Origin of the sequence: Halomonas maura (genome assembly GCF_030409305.1) — a bacterium.
In the GTDB taxonomy this organism is placed as follows: domain Bacteria; phylum Pseudomonadota; class Gammaproteobacteria; order Pseudomonadales; family Halomonadaceae; genus Halomonas; species Halomonas maura.
The window spans coordinates 163,879-179,296 of the sequence record NZ_JAUFPQ010000009.1 but is presented as its reverse complement, the minus strand read 5'-3'; the positions used below and the strand labels follow the sequence as shown (position 1 = coordinate 179,296).

The following is a 15,418-nucleotide window of genomic DNA, read 5'->3' as shown; positions in this document are numbered from 1 at the left end:
GCCCCAATGCTGCTATGGATGGCCTCCCCGACCTCGGCCAATAACCTGGGCAGCGGCCAGAGCGACTTCGGCGGCGTCGGCCTGATGCAGACGCCGACGGCGCGCATGGCCGAGTTCGGCCACTTTGCCGCCAGTTGGAACCGTACCGAACCCTATCGACGCTTCTCGATCTTCGCCCAGCCCACCGACTGGCTGGAGGTCGGGTTTCGATACGTCTCGGTGGAAAACCGGGATTATAATACGTTCACGCAAAACCGGAGTTATCTAGATAAAGGGATCGATGCCAAGTTTCGTCTCATGCAGGAGTCGCGTTACTGGCCAGAGCTGGCCCTTGGCTTCCGGGATGCCGGCGGCACAACGCTGTATGGCTCGGAATATCTGGTCGCCAGCAAGCGCTGGCACGACCTCGACTTCAGCCTGGGGATCGGCTGGGGCTATCTGGGCAACGCTGCCGATATCGACTCTCCCCTCGGCTGGGTGAATCAGCGCTTCGATAACCGCCCCGGCCAAGGAGAGGGCGTCGATACCGGCGAATTCGCCCTGAACCAGCTCTTCCGAGGCCCCGCCAGCCCGTTCGGTGGCATCGAGTATCAGACGCCCTGGGATCCGCTTGTTCTGCAACTCGAATACGAGGGCAACGACTATGCCAACGAGCCGCAGGATAACGACCAACCCCAAGACTCGCGTTTCAACCTGGGGGCACGATACCGCCTGACGGACAATTTCGAGCTGCATGCCGGCTGGCAGCGGGGCAATACCGCCATGGCCGGTCTCACCTTCTCCACCAATCTCGCCGGCCTGAGCCAGGTCAAGCGCGACCCGCCGCCTGCGCCCATCAACGCGCCACCGGAGAAGGACTGGCCGGCAGTCGCCGCCAAGCTGCAGGATAACGCCGGCATCCGCGTGGACGAGATTCGCCAGGATGGCGAGGAGCTGATCGTCACTGGCGAGCCCGTGACCTTTCGCAACCTGGCGAAGAGCGAAGGACGTGCCGGGCGCATCCTGCACGCCAACGCCGACGAGGCCGTGGATACCTTCCACTACCGCTGGCAGAATCGCGGACTGGGCCTGCGCGAGGATGTTCATGACCGCTCCACCCTCGTTACGGCCACCACCTCGCAGGATGCGGAAACCGCCCACCGCTACGGGATCTACTCACGAGCGCTCTTGGACGAGCCCTCCGGCGAGGTTCTCTATCACGATGACCCGCAACGGTTCTCCTGGAGCACGGGCCCTGCCATCGAGCAGAACTTCGGCGGCCCGGATGGTTACCTGTATCGCCTCTCCGCCTTCGCCTCGGCGGAATACACCACGGATTCCAATGGCTGGCTCTCTGGCAGCCTGACCGCCACCCTGGCCGACAACCTCGACAAGTATGAGTACATCGCGGATTCCGACCTGCCCCGTGTGCGCACCCATATCGGCGATTACCTGGCCGAGGCCGACGTCGGGATCAGCAACCTGCAGTACACTCGCACCGCCGAGCTTGGCGACGACCTGTATGCCATGGGTTATGGCGGGCTGCTCGAGACGATGTACGCCGGCGCGGGGGGCGAGCTGCTCTACCGCCCCTTCAACAGCGACCTGGCACTTGGGCTGGACATGAACTGGGTCCAGCAGCGTGAGTTCGATCAGCAGTTCGGGCTGCGCGACTACAACACCTGGACAGGCCACGCCACCGCCTACTGGGAAACCGGCTTCGAGGATATGCTCGCCCAACTCAGCGTGGGCCGCTACCTGGCCGGTGACTATGGCGCCACCCTGGATGTCTCACGCGAGTTCGACAACGGCGCTCGTATCGGGGCCTGGACGACGTTCACCGACGCCGGCGACGCCTACGGCGAAGGCAGCTTCGACAAGGCCTTCTATGTCTCCATTCCCCTGGATGCATTCTTCGTGCGCTCCAGCCGCAGTCGCTCCACCATCGCCTGGCAGCCCCTCACGCGCGACGGCGGCGCCCGCCTGCAGCGTCAATATCAGCTCTATGGCATTACCAACGATCGCAACCTGGGCCGCTATTGGGAGGACTACGAAGATAGCTGGGACTGATTGGTGAAATACACATCCCCCAAGCTGGAAAAGGATAGCGACTTTGGGATCATCCTTGAGCAGCGCAAGTAGCCGTTGCCCTCTCTACTATAGCGAGGACGAACCGGCCAAACATGCCGCGCTATTCGTGATCGACCCCGAACCGCTGCTGAAGCACTTTCAGGAGAAAGCTTGCCGCGAGTTGGACTAGTAATAGCAGGCCAACTAGGCGGCCAAGGCGATGAACCCCTTGCAGGACTGCTTCACCCGACCAGAACGGGATCAACGTCGGTGACCAAATACTCGGTCCCGCCGATCCCTACCCACTGCCGCCTATCTAACCCACATACAAGCTTGACACCGACGCTCTTTAGGGCGTCATCCTTACGAGCCCCGCTGCCACTCTGGTGAACGGCGACGGTGAGACCTCCTGCTGCACCGAAATCAGCACCACCCGGAGGGCACCGATATCTGAGCTACTGCCGCCCCACGCCTCGCTCCTCGAGTGGACCGTCGCCATGGCCACCGGCACGATGGATACCGTGCCGGTCAGGGTGCGCAACGCCCTCCGGGCACTGGGCATCGATGCCCAGTAGCGAGAGGGGTTCAACCAGCCCCCGCCAGCGCACCCTACACCTACAAGCTTTGGCTGCAGTCTCGCAAGTCCCCGGTCACCAGCAAGGGTATCGATCAGATGCTCCCCATGATTGAACCTATCGAGTCCTTGCGGTCCTATCTCTGCGAGATACGTGTGATTGCCAACAGTCTGGCCATTGTGGTCTGAGGATGCATCCATGGAATTGAAGACCTTCTTCGCCCAGAACGTCGACGGCAACGTCATCCCCGGGGCCTACGTCTATCTCTATTACCCCGGCACCACAGATCTTGCCACCGGCCTCGAGGATGAAGACGGCAACCCGCTGGACAACCCCTTCAACGCCGACAGCGACGGCCAGATCAAGGTCGCCGCCCCCAACGGCAAGTACGACATCCGCGTCTCAAGCTCGGGGCGAGATCATCGAATCGGTGTGCAGTTTTTTGATGCCAGCGAGGGTGGCACACTGCCTGTCGACTCGGCCACGGGCACTGAAGATCTCAAAGGGGCACTCAATCGGCGTGTCATCCATGTAACTGATATGACAAGTCTACAGAACCTGGAAATGTCTCAGTTAGAAGAAGGCCAGGCTTTCGAGATCATGAGGACTGGTCGAGCCGGGATGTTTGCCTGGGAAATCGGAAACCATCAAGCTCATATCACATCTGACCCCTCCAGCATTGAATGGATACCCCATACATCCGATCCAAACGGCACGACGGGCGTATTCAGACGGCGTTACCAGTTAAAAGACGGTATCTCTCCCAAGTGGGCCGGCGCATTGGGGGATGGGATTGCAGTCGACTATGATCCAATCAGGCGGACAATTTCTTTTGCAGCGAGCATAGGAGCTTACGTTCGTCCCGACAATGGGGACATTTACGACCTCGGTGGGAACACCGTAGATGAAGGCATGGATGTTCGCATCAAGTGTGATGGTGAATTCACCTTCAGGAACGGGGGTTGCATTTTCCGAAAAGGCTTCGGTGACATCGAACTGGATGGAGTATGCTTCGAGGATTGCAAAGCGAATATCGGGGGGTACCTCGGCACTCCAAGTGGTGATCCTGAAGATCCTCAGCTGGATTTCGCTAGCGTCAGAACCGGAAAGGTCCGCTCGAGGAACTCTACTATAACTTATCAATATATCAAGAATCCTGATATTGGGGTGACGAGTGTCCACTTCGATGCAGAAGTGGCGGGTAATCGAGGCGTTAACCTCTCCGCAATTTATGGTGGACGGCTTGGCCGGTTCGTCTTGTCCGGAAAGTTGTCGATGGGTCTAGAAACAATCGGCAACTCTAGCCAACCCATCTTCAACACCTATGTGTGTGAGTTTGGTCCAATTATTTCACACAAAGAGCCAGGCTACGCTGATGAACCAGGTAATCATGGAATTTACTTGCATGGAAACAAGAAAAGTGTCTTTTCATGGTTAGACAGCTCAGGGTGGATGGGCACCAATAACGCTGACTGCAAGTTTCGTGACAACCATGGGTGCACTATCAATAAGTTTACGCTTGGTCGGTTACGACTGACGTCCGATGCCAACACTGCCACCTTGACCTCTCAAGAGCACAATGAACTCAATAATATCCAGTGCAATGAAATCACAACCACCTATAATGGGAGCGGATCCCATCAAAACAACAAGATTCACAACATATCGGCAGCTTTCAACTTTGGTAATATCGATGACTATGTCGCATACATATTATCTGGCAGCATCGACATCTTAAACTTAGGCCCCATCGACATCAGGAATGCTGGACTGAGATTCAGAAGCGCAGAAATCACCAGCAACATGGCGTTTGATGGCAGTGGAGCAGCTATCCAAGGGTATGTCGATGCTCAAGGCAGCTGTATTGTCGGGGACATCTATTCTGTTGGTGGAAATTGGCTAATGACCAACACCGATGTTACGGGATCAGCTACGCACAACGCTCCCAATGGTACACATTATCTTCATTTAAATAACTTCACAGTCAATGGTGACTTGACAACCAATTCATACGATCAACGAAACATCGTGACCGACTGGAAGTTAGTGTCATCTGGGGGAGCTGAGCCAAGGACATCATATACGCCGTCCAGTAAAAAATACCGTTTCGTGTCTTATGGAGATGTAACATACATAGATGAAAACACCCGGTCCGCGGTCTAGCTAGGTATTGAGTCATGGCATTCAACACGATCCACGCCACTTACAGCCACCAGGCTCTCACCGGAACCTAAACCTCTAGCATGCCGGTCACGCCGTTTGAGGATCAGACCAACCTTGTCCGCGAGCGCTACCGCACAGCGGTCAACCGAGTGTTTCAGAGACTAATCGGATCAATCGGGGACGGGTACAGTTTTCCCACACAACAGCATTGCGCCTTTCCTGGCATTCAACCCCATCATCAACGCCTGACTCCGGGTACCGACTATGGCAGACTCGCAGTATGAACCAACACCGTGACAATCCAGCCCCAGCTCCGATCAACTCGGTACCCACCCTAAGCCGCCGCCGGTTTCTCAAGGGCACCGCGGGTGTTGCCGCGCTTTACCTCACCCCCATCGGCATCGATATCGTCGAGAAGCCGCGCAACTTGATTCGGCTGGCAAGCGATGGGAACATCATCGTGCTGACCGAAAATCGATCGTCATGAATAAGACTGACTAACCGGAGACGGGCACATATCTCTCACCTCCTGTAGGCGATCACCTACAGGAGGCTCCATGTTTGATGCATTAGCCGAGGGGATCGAGTGTCTTCGGAGATCATCCCCATGGCACGCCAGGCTCGCCTTCTGCTACCGAATACGCCACTGCACCTGATCCAGCGCGGCAACAATCGCAGCGTCTGCTTTGCCGAGGATGACGACTGCCGAAGCTACCTGGAACTGCTGTACGACATCAGCCGTGCCTGTGCGGTCGATGTGCACGCCTATGTGCTGATAACCAACCATGTGCACCTACTCGTTTCACCGCGAGGCGAGTCCTCGGCGATCAGTGCGATGATGAAGGGCCTGGGACAGCGCTATGCCCAGCGCTTCAATCGCCTCTATCATCGCACCGGCACCCTCTTCGAGGGGCGCTTTCGGTCCTGCCTGGTAGCAGAGCCCCCCTACCTGCTCGCCTGCCACGCCTATATCGAGTTGAACCCCGTCCGCGCCGGAATGGTCGCCCACCCCGGCGACTACTGCTGGTCCAGTTATCGCGCCAACTCCCAGGCAGAGGCCGATCGCTTGATCACGCCACATCCCACCATCGCGGCGCTCGGCCCAACCCTCGAGCAGCGCTGCGGCCAATACAGGGAGCTCTTCCGACACCAACTCGCCCCCAAGATGGTCGACCAGATCCGCCAGGCCAACCACAGTGGCCTGGTGCTGGGCAGCGAGCGTTTCCAGCAGCAGGCGGCAGAATTGCTCGGTCGTCGCACTACTCCCGGCAAGCCCGGGCGCAAACCCCGAGACCGTGAGGTCTAAAAATGATAGAAGAGGGGGGAAACTGGGGTCTAACGCCAGTTTCCCCTAACTAGGTCTCGATCACGACAATGCCGCCAGTTCACGACAGGTGCCAAGATGCCCGCTCCTTCGCCCCCCCCCTGAGAGACCTCGCCGCCCTGGCGGCCAAGGACAGAGAGGTCGCTGTGCTGTGGCTCTACGGCTCCCGCGCAAAGGGGACTGCCACGGCCGACAGCGACTATGACCTGGCCGTTGCCTTTGGCACATTCGAGTCGGATCCGCTGCAGCGACGTCTCCGCCCCGAGCTGCTGGCTCAGGATTGGCAGGATGCCCTGGGCATGCACGAAGACCAGTTATCTATCATCGATATCAACCTGGTGCCGCTCACCCTGGCCCACGCCGTCATCCGTACCGGTCGGGTGCTTCACGCCAACGATCGGCTGCGTCTCATTCGGGAAGAAAACCGGATCACGTCGATGTGGGAGATCGACCACTTGTATCATCAACGCCACCATGCCTGAAGCGACGGGCCGACCTCTTATGGAAATCGAATATATCGATGCGATGCGCGAGCATCTGGCCACCATCGCGGAAGAGCTGGATCTGCTGCATCAGGCTTCTACTGCGCCAGGCGGTCTCAATGCCTTGCTTTATCGAGCCGCCGAACGCAACTTGCAGCTCTTGACCGAGGCCTGCATCGGCATTGCCAAACAGCGGCTTAAATCCCTCGGCATGGTAGTGCCGAGCGATGCACGACAGGCATTCACTAAGCTCCAGAGCCTGGGCCATGACAGCAGCGGAACGCCATGGAACAAGGTCATCGGCCTGCGTAACGCCCTGGTGCATGACCACCTGAACCTGGATGCCGAAATCGTCAAGACGATTATTCGCCAACGCGATTACCGATCACTACTCGCGTTTGCCCATGAACAGCTCCAAGCCACACCTTGACACCCCATCAGAATTGGATAGGGCCGGGGTTGACCCCGGGGGGCCGGGTCTAATTGGGGTCTGTCCCCGATTATTTACGGGGGGCCGGGTCTAATTGGGGTCTGTCCCCGATTATTTATGTATTTATGCAAAGAAAACGGCCGGCAATTGCCGACCGTCTCCTTTAATTGGGGTCTGTCCCCGATTGGTTTTCCGATTAGCTCGATTAGCTCACTGATTATCCATCGGTAGGCGCAGTTCCGCCGCCTGTGCATGAATCTGGAAGAGCCACATTGCTTGCAGCCAAGGTAGCGCCACAAGTCCACCCGTTATTGGCATTTCTTGTGCGCCAAATTGCATCCGTACCAGCAAAAACAGAGTTATCAGCAGAAAATGTATAAATTATCGATGGAGTATTGGAAGCAGCTCCTACGACGGATACTGTTCCATATTCTTGTGCGGCTGCGACGCCAAGATTACCAGAACCATCGTTAGTTACGGTCAATGTTTGATCGCGTAGAACTAAATCTTCGGCTTGCGTTTCTACGCCCCGTATTGTCGCCAGAGCAGTTGATGCTTGAGATCTGGCAACGTAGTCCTGATACCTCGGAATCGCGATTGCAGCCAAGATCCCGATGATCGCCACCACGATCAGCAGTTCGATCAGGGTAAAGCCGCCCTGACCAGCCTTTACATAACGTTTCATGTTTTGCCTGTTCATCGTCTTTACCCCTGGCTCATCAACGTCTGGTCATAATGCTGCATCGCCGCTGTAGGCCCACCTACAGATTGCCATGCCTCGGATCCTGCAGTGGACCGCATCTCACCACCCGGATCAGCGGGAGCCTTGAAGGCCACCCTAGGGTTACACTAAATAACAAACCACAACCATGCAAGCACAAAGTACCACTTTTTGTCACTCCAGGCTGGCTTATCTCATACTAATGTATGTCCATCAGTAGGCCACAGGAGGGTTGAGGCCGCATAAGGCAAGGCTGGGCGGGGCCTAGCCTCACGGGCTAGAATCAAGGATGCTAGTTTTCAGCTCACGTGGCGAGACGATCAGACTACATGAATGACTACCGCCCTCCCGGCCCCGAGCAGGCCTACACACCCGAGCCCGCCAGCTCGCCCCTCTCCGGCGCCGCTAACCGCAGCGGGCTGCGCGGGCTCAGCCGGCGACTGATGCGTGATGGCTACCTGAGTGAGGCCGCCGCCGCCCGCGCCGAACAGGAGGCCCGGGAGGGCGAGCTCTCGCTGCTGGAGCATGTGATCCAGTCCGGCCTGGTGCCGGCCCGTCAGGCGACGCTGACGGCGGCATGGGAATATGGCCTGCCGATCATCGACCTGGATGCCATCCGGCTCGAGAGCCTGCCCCCCGCGGCGGACTACCCCGACAAGATCCTGCGTCGACTGGGGGTGCTGCCGCTCAATCGGCACGGACACCGCCTCACCGTGGCGGTGCCCTACCCCTCCACCCTGGCGCAGCTGGATGAGCTGCAGTTCGCCACCGGCCTCACGCCCGAGGGCGTGCTCGCCCCGGTGGATCAGCTCGGCCCGGTGCTGGAGAGCTATCTCGCCCGCAACGAGAGCAGCATGCTGGATGAGCTGGCCAACGTGGACGATGCCATCGGCGAGCTCAGCTTCGATGAGGGTGTCACCGATGTCAGCGACGAGCAGCAGGCCGTGGCCGCCGCCGGGGACGACGCGCCCATCGTCAAGTTCGTCAACAAGATCCTGCTGGATGCCATCCGCCGCGGGGCGTCGGACATCCACTTCGAGCCCTACGAGACGAGCTATCGGGTGCGCTTTCGCATCGACGGCATGCTGCACGATGTGGCCCACCCGCCCTTCGCCATGCGCACGCGCATCGCCGCCCGCCTCAAGGTGATGTCGCGCCTCGATATCTCGGAGCGCCGCCTGCCCCAGGACGGCGCCATCAAGCTGAAGATCTCCAGCACCCGTTCGATCGACTTTCGCGTCAACTCGCTGCCCACCGTCTATGGCGAGAAGATCGTGCTGCGGATCCTCGACCCGGCCTCGGCGCAGCTGGGCATCGAGCAACTGGGCTTCACCCCCGAACAGCGCGACATCTACGAACAGGCGCTGGACGATCCCCAGGGCATGATCCTGGTCACCGGCCCCACCGGCAGCGGCAAGAGCGTCACCCTCTATACGGGCATCAACATCCTCAACGAGGTGGAGCGCAATATCTGCACCGCCGAGGACCCGGTGGAGATCAAGGTCCCCGGCGTCAACCAGGTGAACGTGCTGCCCAAGATCGGCCTGGACTTCGCCAGCGCCCTGCGCGCCTTCCTGCGCCAGGACCCGGACGTGGTGATGGTCGGCGAGATCCGCGACCTGGAGACCGCCGAAATCGCCGTCAAGGCCGCCCAGACCGGCCACCTGGTGCTCTCCACCGTGCATACCAATTCCGCCGCCGAGACGTTGACCCGCCTGGCCAACATGGGCGTGGCGCCCTTCAATATCGCCAGCTCGGTGAGCCTGATCATCGCCCAGCGCCTGGCGCGGCGGCTATGCAAGCACTGCAAGCAGCCGGCCGACATTCCCCGGGAGGCGCTGCTCAACCAGGGCTTCACCGAGGCGGAAGTCGATCAGGCCACCATCTTCGAGCCGGTGGGCTGCAAGCACTGCACCCAGGGCTTCAAGGGGCGCGTGGGCATCTACGAGGTGGTGCCGATCACCAATGCCATGAGCCAGCTGATCATGAAACAGGGCAACTCGATGGACTTCGCCGTCCAGGCGCGCGAGGAAGGCCACCCCGACCTGCGCCGCAGCGGCCTGCTCAAGGTGATGCAGGGGCTGACCAGCCTGGCGGAGGTCAATCGGGTGACGAAGGACTGATCGGGGGTACAGGGTGAGGAGTTAGGGGTGCGGGGTGAGGAGAATGTGCACGCCTCCAGGAAAGGTGCCTCAAACCACACACCAACCCCCACACACCTCCACGCACCAAACTCCACACACCAAACAAAAAAACCATTAGAACAGCGCAGGGATCTAGATCATGGCCACAGCGACGCTACGCAAGTCCCACAAGATCAAGCTCTACCGCTGGCGATGGACCGGCAAGGGCCCTCACGGCAGGCGCGTGAGCGGCGAGACGATCGCCAGCAGGCGCGTCGAGGTCGAGCAGGAACTCGCCGGCCAGAACATCATGATCAAGAACATTCGCCGCAAGAGCGGGCTCGGCGGCGGCATGGGCAAGATCAAGCCTCGCGACATCATGCTGTTCGCCCGGCAGATGGCCACCATGATCCGCGCCGGCGTGCCGGTGCTGCAGGCCTTCCAGGTGGTCGCCGAGAGCCTGAAGAAGCCGGCCATGAGCGGTCTCGTCCAGGAGCTGATGAACGATGTGGCGGCCGGCGCCAGCTTCTCGGAGGCCCTGAGGCGGCATCCGGAGCACTTCGACCGCCTGTTCTCCAACCTGGTGGAGGCCGGCGAGCAGTCGGGCTCGCTGGATAGCATGCTCGAGCGCGTGGCCACCTACAAGGAGAAGACCGAGTCCCTCAAGGGGCGGATCAAGAAGGCGCTCTGGTACCCCGCCGCCGTCATCGTGGTCGCCATCGGTGTCACCGCCCTGCTGCTGATCAAGGTGGTGCCACAGTTCGAGAGCCTCTTCGCTGGCTTCGGCGCCGAACTGCCGGCCATGACCCGCCTGACCATCCAGCTCTCGGAATTCGCCCAGGCCTACTGGCTCTGGTCCCTGGGTTCCGTGGTGGTCTTCATCTACCTCTTGCGGGCCGGGATCAAGCGTTCGGAAGCCTTCGCCTATCGCATGCATGCCCTGTCGCTGCGCATCCCGGTGATCGGCAAGATCCTCGACAAGTCTTCCGTGGCGCGTTACGCCCGCACCCTGGCCACCACCTTCGGTGCCGGCGTGCCCCTGGTGGAGGCCCTGAACACCGCGGCGGGCGCCACCGGCAACAAGGTCTACGAGCGGGCCGTCGAACAGGTGCGCGAGGATGTTTCCACGGGCCAGCAGTTGCACTTCGCCATGCGCATGACCGAGCAGTTCCCGCCGCTGGCGGTACAGATGGTCGGCATCGGCGAGGAGGCGGGCTCGCTGGATGCCATGCTTAACCGGGTGGCGGACTACTACGAGGAGGAGGTCGACAACATGGTCGACACCCTCACCTCGCTGCTCGAGCCCTTCATCATCGTGGTGCTGGGGTTGCTGGTCGGCGGCCTGGTGGTTTCCATGTATCTGCCGATCTTCGAGCTGGGCAGCGTGGTTTGAAGGCTGGTAAGGAGTTTGGGGTAGAGAGGTTGGAGTTGGGGGTGTGGCGAGGACTTGGCCCCTACCCCGTTATTGCTCCTATCCTCCCCACGCTTCACCGCTCACTCCTCACTCTTCACCCCTTACTCCTCACTCTTCACCCCTTACTCCTCACCCTACACCCCATACTCCGCCGGCAACGGCCCCTGCCTGGCCCTTCAGCTCGCCTGACGGACCGCGGCCGGGGGTTCCGGCAGGGGGGCGTTCATGGCCGAGACCACCACCGGTCGCAGGCGACGCACCAGGTCGCGCACCGTGATGTGCTCGTCGTAGTCCTTCTCGGCGATATCGCGCAGCGCATCCAGGCCCGACAGGGTGAAGATCACCGTGCCCAGCATGAAGTGCAGCCGCCAGAAGCGCTCGGCATCCGGCAGGTCGGGGGTGGCCCGCCGTACCAGCTCGGTGAAGCGGGTGAAGACGCTGCCGTACTCGTCCTGGATGTAGCGGCGCAGGTGCCCCTGGGCCTGGCTGTAGGCCAGCCCCAGCAGGCGCATGAACACCTTCAGGCTGTTGCGCTCCGCCGGCACCTCCAGCACGGTGCGTGCCATGGTCTCCAGCAGCTCCTCCAGGGGGATCTCGTCGCCCTCCCCCGGGTGGCGCGCCTCGAGCTCGTCCAGGGCGGTATGGAAGCGCGCCGTGAAGGGGTCGAGGTAGCGGGCGAAGACCGCCTGGATCAGCGACTTCTTGGAGCCGAAGTGGTAGTTGACCGCCGCGAGGTTGACCTTGGCCTTGCTGGTGATGTTGCGCAGCGAGGTCTCGGCGAAGCCGCGCTCGGCGAACAGCACCTCGGCGGTATCGAGGATGCGGGTAACGGTATCGGGCTGAGCCATGGCGTGCGTCCGGGTTGGAAACATTTGTTTGAATATATGTCGAGTGTATGACACCCAAGGGCCTCGCCTCAATGCGCACAGGACCCTGCGTTTGAAACGGGAAAGCCTGGAGCTCGTTGCCCGCGTTGCCAGGCCGGGTGCGGGCGCGTCTGGGAGGGCACGGAAACGCTGATCCGGCCTTTTACTGGATGGATACCCATGCTGTATACTTGCCCAATAGACGAGCAGCATGGCTGCCACCCACCGCTCCCGCCCCGGAGGTCGCATGACTCGCCCCCTCACCCCGCGCCAGCAGAATGTCTACGACTTCATCGTCAAGACCATGAACGAACTGGGCTACCCCCCGACCCGGGCCGAGATCTCCCGCGCCCTGGGCTTCAAGTCGCCCAATGCCGCCGAGGAGCACCTGCGGGCCCTGGAGCGCAAGGGCGCCATCCGCATGATCCGCGGCACCTCCCGGGGCATTCGCCTGCCGGCCCAGGAGCCGGAGGCCGCGGCCCCCGATGCCCCCCAGGACGACGCCCCCCAGGGCCTGCCGATCATCGGTGAGGTGGCCGCCGGCAGCCCGATACTGGCCGCCGAGCATATCGACCGCTATTGCCCGCTGCCGCCGGAATACTTCACGCCCCGGGCCGATTACCTGCTGCGCGTTCGCGGGCTGTCCATGAAGGACGTGGGCATCCTGGAAGGCGACCTGCTCGCCGTGCATCGTACCGAGCGGGTCCGTGACGGCCAGATCGTGGTGGCCCGCCTGGAGGACGACGTGACCGTCAAGCGCTTCCATCGCAAGGGCCACACCGTGACCCTGGAGGCCGAGAATCCCGACTTCGCCCCCATCGAGGTGGACCTACGCCACCAGGCGCTGGAGATCGAGGGGATCGGGGTGGGCGTTATACGTGGCGGCAATGGCCAGGCCCTGGGCTAACCCCCTAACCCCTCCTGCTGGCCGGTGACACCCTCACCGGCCAATACTTCCGTCATGACCCAGCGACTCCGCAAGATCCTGCATGCCGACTGCGACTGCTTCTATGCGGCCGTGGAGATGCGCGATGACCCCAGCCTGCGGGAGATACCCATCGCCATCGGCCGCTCGCGCGAGCATCGCGGAGTCATCGCCACCTGCAACTACCCCGCCCGGTCCTATGGCATCCACTCCGCCATGCCCACCGCCCGGGCCCTGCGCCTCTGCCCGCAGCTGACCCTGCTGCCCGGCGACTTCGACAAGTACCGGGAGGTCTCCCGGCAGATCCAGGCCATCTTCCATGAGCTCACGCCCCTGGTGGAGCCCTTGTCGCTGGACGAGGCCTTCCTGGATGTCAGCGACGTGGAGGGCTTCCAGGGCAGCGCCACCTGGATGGCCCAGTGGTTGAAGCAACAGTGCCTGGCCCGCACCGGGATCACCGTCTCGGTGGGCGTGGCGCCCTCCAAGTTCCTGGCCAAGATCGCCAGCGACTGGGACAAGCCCGACGGCCTCACGGTGATTCCTCCCGAGCGGGTCGAGGGCTTCGTGGAGACCCTGCCGGTGAAGAAGCTGCATGGGGTGGGACCGGCCACCGGAGCCCGGCTGGAGGCACTCGACATCGCCACCTGTGCCGACCTGCGCCGGGTGCCGCTGGAGCGGCTGCTCGAGGAATTCGGCAAGTTCGGCCATCGCCTCTACGAGTTGGCCAGGGGCATCGACGAGCGGCCGGTCAGGGTGGAGCGCGAGCGCAAGTCGGTGAGCGTGGAGTCCACCTTCGACCGCGACCTGCCCGACCTGGAGAGCGCCCGGGCGGCCCTGGCGCCGCTGTGCGAGCGCCTGGCGGGTCGCCTGGCCCGCCACGGGCATCCGCCGCTGACCGGCATCTTCGTCAAGGTGCGCTTCGACGACTTCAGCCTGACGACGCTCGAGAGCCGCGGGCTTTCGACCGATCTGGCCAGCTACCAGAGCCTGCTGGAGCAGGCCTGGGCCCGCGCCCATCGCCCGGTGCGCCTGCTGGGCGTCGGGGTACGGCTACTGCCGGAAGATGCCCGGCAGCAGCTCAGCCTGCCGATCTGACGCCTCCGGATCATTCTCTCTCCCGGTCGATCACCCGGACCTCCTGCAAGGCGACCCCGTGGCGCAGGGCCTCGCGGACGATCTCGTCATGGCTCTGCTTCACCGCCAGCCGCCGGATGGCCAGGCGACGGCGAAGGAACAGCAGCTCGACCACTAGCCAGGCCACCAGGAAGCCGGGGACCACGAGCCACTGCCATGGCAGCGGACTGAACAGGCGCATGAGATACAGGCTGGCAGGGGTCAAGAGTACGGCGAACCAGATCTGGTGAAGACCGAAGAAGCGGTTATCTCGCAGCATCTGCTGGCGCAGCAGCCTCGGTGACCGGGCGACAGGGGTAGCTTTGACGTTCACGAAGCCTCTCGGGTCAGTAACGAAAAGGTCACACTATGCCATAACGCGCGACAATGCATGACCCGGCAAGCCCGCATAAGAACCGGCTAATCAATGCCCTGCGACATCCCGGCAGTGTTCCCGCTGTGCAAGAGCCGAGGGCCGAGGAAACCCCAGCTCACCCATTGGCAGCCCGAGGTCGGAGTTTTTCTTCACTCTTCACTCTTCACTCTTCACCCCTATTTGGTATCGATATAGCGGTGATCGTTGAAGGTGGCGACCCAGTCGGGGTGATAGACCAGCAGGATGCTCATCAGCATGCCGGTAATGAAGGCCTCCGAGGGCATCAGCAGGGGCAGGAAGCGGGCATACTCCAGCGCCTGGTGCATGGCGCCGGGATCGCTCGCGCCGAGGGCCATCAGCCCCACCGCGGCGCCGCCGGCCCCCAGCGTGGCCAGGGCGGAGCCGAAGAAACAGCCCACGAAGAGGAACACCATCAGGTGATCGGGCAGGTGCCGATCCACCAGCCGCCAGACCAGGCTGATGACCAGCGCCGGCACCACCCCGGTGACCAGCACGTTGACGCCCAGCAGCGGCCACTCGACCCGCCCCAGCAGCACCATGGCGAGGTTCACCGCGACGATGGAAAGCAGCGCCAGGGGCGCCTTGAAGATCAGCGTCAGCAGGGCGGTAAACATCAGGTGCAGGGTGAGCCAGTCGACCGCCTGGGCGCGCAGCTGCCACAGCAGCATGACCATCACCGTGGCCGCCAGCCAGCGGTGCTGCAGGGCATGGTCGTCGAGCAGCGCCTGCCAGGGGCGCCGGCTCAGCGCCAGCCCGACGAAGGCCAGCGAGACGGCGGCCCCCAGCCACAGCAGCCACGGTACGAGTACCAGCTCGGAAAACGACATCGCGCCTCC

14 protein-coding genes are annotated in these 15,418 nt (G+C 61.7%); 10 read left to right on the top strand and 4 right to left on the bottom strand.

The window, feature by feature from the left end:
- Window positions 1–6: 6 nt before the first annotated feature.
- The 6 genes from QWY76_RS02895 to hepT all read left to right on the top strand — a co-directional run bounded on the left by QWY76_RS02895 (window position 7) and on the right by hepT (window position 7,023).
- Entirely contained in the window at window positions 7–2,049 is a 2,043-nt protein-coding gene (locus QWY76_RS02895; RefSeq protein WP_290309605.1) for a YjbH domain-containing protein, read from the top strand.
- 773 nt (window positions 2,050–2,822) lie between these two features.
- Window positions 2,823–4,787 (top strand): hypothetical protein, encoded by a 1,965-nt coding sequence (locus QWY76_RS02890; RefSeq protein ID WP_290309604.1) that lies wholly within the window; start codon window positions 2,823–2,825, stop codon window positions 4,785–4,787.
- 280 nt (window positions 4,788–5,067) lie between these two features.
- Entirely contained in the window at window positions 5,068–5,274 is a 207-nt protein-coding gene (locus QWY76_RS02885) for a twin-arginine translocation signal domain-containing protein (RefSeq protein ID WP_290309603.1), read from the top strand.
- Window positions 5,275–5,394: 120 nt separating this feature from the next.
- Window positions 5,395–6,093, top strand: coding sequence for a transposase (locus QWY76_RS02880; RefSeq protein WP_290309602.1), 699 nt, complete (start codon window positions 5,395–5,397; stop codon window positions 6,091–6,093).
- Between the two features lie 68 nt (window positions 6,094–6,161).
- Window positions 6,162–6,593, top strand: coding sequence for a type VII toxin-antitoxin system MntA family adenylyltransferase antitoxin (gene mntA, locus QWY76_RS02875; RefSeq protein WP_290309601.1), 432 nt, complete (start codon window positions 6,162–6,164; stop codon window positions 6,591–6,593).
- Between the two features lie 19 nt (window positions 6,594–6,612).
- On the top strand, window positions 6,613–7,023 hold the full coding sequence (gene hepT, locus QWY76_RS02870) for a type VII toxin-antitoxin system HepT family RNase toxin (protein ID WP_290309600.1): 411 nt from the start codon (window positions 6,613–6,615) through the stop codon (window positions 7,021–7,023).
- Window positions 7,024–7,240: 217 nt separating this feature from the next.
- On the opposite strand, the gene QWY76_RS02865 is transcribed toward hepT, so the two are convergent.
- Complete coding sequence (locus QWY76_RS02865; protein ID WP_290309599.1) at window positions 7,241–7,723, bottom strand: pilin; 483 nt, start codon at window positions 7,721–7,723, stop codon at window positions 7,241–7,243.
- Window positions 7,724–8,073: 350 nt separating this feature from the next.
- Between QWY76_RS02865 and pilB the strand changes: the two genes are divergently transcribed.
- Window positions 8,074–9,867: a type IV-A pilus assembly ATPase PilB gene (gene pilB / locus QWY76_RS02860; RefSeq protein ID WP_290309598.1), complete on the top strand. Its 1,794-nt coding sequence runs from the start codon at window positions 8,074–8,076 to the stop codon at window positions 9,865–9,867.
- Between the two features lie 160 nt (window positions 9,868–10,027).
- Window positions 10,028–11,260 carry a type II secretion system F family protein gene (locus tag QWY76_RS02855; protein ID WP_290309597.1) on the top strand — a complete coding sequence of 411 codons (1,233 nt, stop codon included), beginning with the start codon at window positions 10,028–10,030 and terminating at the stop codon, window positions 11,258–11,260.
- A gap of 197 nt (window positions 11,261–11,457) precedes the next feature.
- Here QWY76_RS02855 and QWY76_RS02850 read toward each other — a convergent pair whose 3' ends face one another.
- Window positions 11,458–12,129, bottom strand: a complete 672-nt coding sequence (locus QWY76_RS02850) for a TetR/AcrR family transcriptional regulator (protein WP_290309596.1) — start codon at window positions 12,127–12,129, stop codon at window positions 11,458–11,460.
- 265 nt (window positions 12,130–12,394) lie between these two features.
- On the opposite strand from QWY76_RS02850, the gene lexA reads away from it, so the two are divergent.
- Both lexA and dinB read left to right on the top strand, forming a co-directional pair.
- Complete coding sequence (gene lexA / locus QWY76_RS02845; protein ID WP_290309595.1) at window positions 12,395–13,054, top strand: transcriptional repressor LexA; 660 nt, start codon at window positions 12,395–12,397, stop codon at window positions 13,052–13,054.
- Window positions 13,055–13,108: 54 nt separating this feature from the next.
- Entirely contained in the window at window positions 13,109–14,167 is a 1,059-nt protein-coding gene (dinB, locus tag QWY76_RS02840; RefSeq protein WP_290309594.1) for a DNA polymerase IV, read from the top strand.
- Between the two features lie 10 nt (window positions 14,168–14,177).
- Here dinB and QWY76_RS02835 read toward each other — a convergent pair whose 3' ends face one another.
- Entirely contained in the window at window positions 14,178–14,519 is a 342-nt protein-coding gene (locus QWY76_RS02835) for a hypothetical protein (RefSeq protein WP_290309593.1), read from the bottom strand.
- 218 nt (window positions 14,520–14,737) lie between these two features.
- Window positions 14,738–15,409, bottom strand: a complete 672-nt coding sequence (locus QWY76_RS02830; protein WP_290309592.1) for an energy-coupling factor ABC transporter permease — start codon at window positions 15,407–15,409, stop codon at window positions 14,738–14,740.
- Window positions 15,410–15,418 lie beyond the last annotated feature (9 nt).

What these genes read in the sequence shown, in the direction of transcription:
- QWY76_RS02880 (WP_290309602.1), top strand. Translation starts at nt 5,395, where the DNA reads ATGGCACGCCAGGCTCGCCTTCTGCTACCGAATACGCCACTGCACCTG.
- QWY76_RS02865 (WP_290309599.1), bottom strand. Translation starts at nt 7,723, where the DNA reads ATGAACAGGCAAAACATGAAACGTTATGTAAAGGCTGGTCAGGGCGGC.
- QWY76_RS02890 (WP_290309604.1), top strand. Translation starts at nt 2,823, where the DNA reads ATGGAATTGAAGACCTTCTTCGCCCAGAACGTCGACGGCAACGTCATC.
- QWY76_RS02855 (WP_290309597.1), top strand. Translation starts at nt 10,028, where the DNA reads ATGGCCACAGCGACGCTACGCAAGTCCCACAAGATCAAGCTCTACCGC.
- dinB (WP_290309594.1), top strand. Translation starts at nt 13,109, where the DNA reads ATGACCCAGCGACTCCGCAAGATCCTGCATGCCGACTGCGACTGCTTC.
- hepT (WP_290309600.1), top strand. Translation starts at nt 6,613, where the DNA reads ATGGAAATCGAATATATCGATGCGATGCGCGAGCATCTGGCCACCATC.
- pilB (WP_290309598.1), top strand. Translation starts at nt 8,074, where the DNA reads ATGAATGACTACCGCCCTCCCGGCCCCGAGCAGGCCTACACACCCGAG.
- QWY76_RS02895 (WP_290309605.1), top strand. Translation starts at nt 7, where the DNA reads ATGCTGCTATGGATGGCCTCCCCGACCTCGGCCAATAACCTGGGCAGC.
- mntA (WP_290309601.1), top strand. Translation starts at nt 6,162, where the DNA reads ATGCCGCCAGTTCACGACAGGTGCCAAGATGCCCGCTCCTTCGCCCCC.
- QWY76_RS02830 (WP_290309592.1), bottom strand. Translation starts at nt 15,409, where the DNA reads ATGTCGTTTTCCGAGCTGGTACTCGTACCGTGGCTGCTGTGGCTGGGG.
- QWY76_RS02885 (WP_290309603.1), top strand. Translation starts at nt 5,068, where the DNA reads ATGAACCAACACCGTGACAATCCAGCCCCAGCTCCGATCAACTCGGTA.
- lexA (WP_290309595.1), top strand. Translation starts at nt 12,395, where the DNA reads ATGACTCGCCCCCTCACCCCGCGCCAGCAGAATGTCTACGACTTCATC.
- QWY76_RS02850 (WP_290309596.1), bottom strand. Translation starts at nt 12,129, where the DNA reads ATGGCTCAGCCCGATACCGTTACCCGCATCCTCGATACCGCCGAGGTG.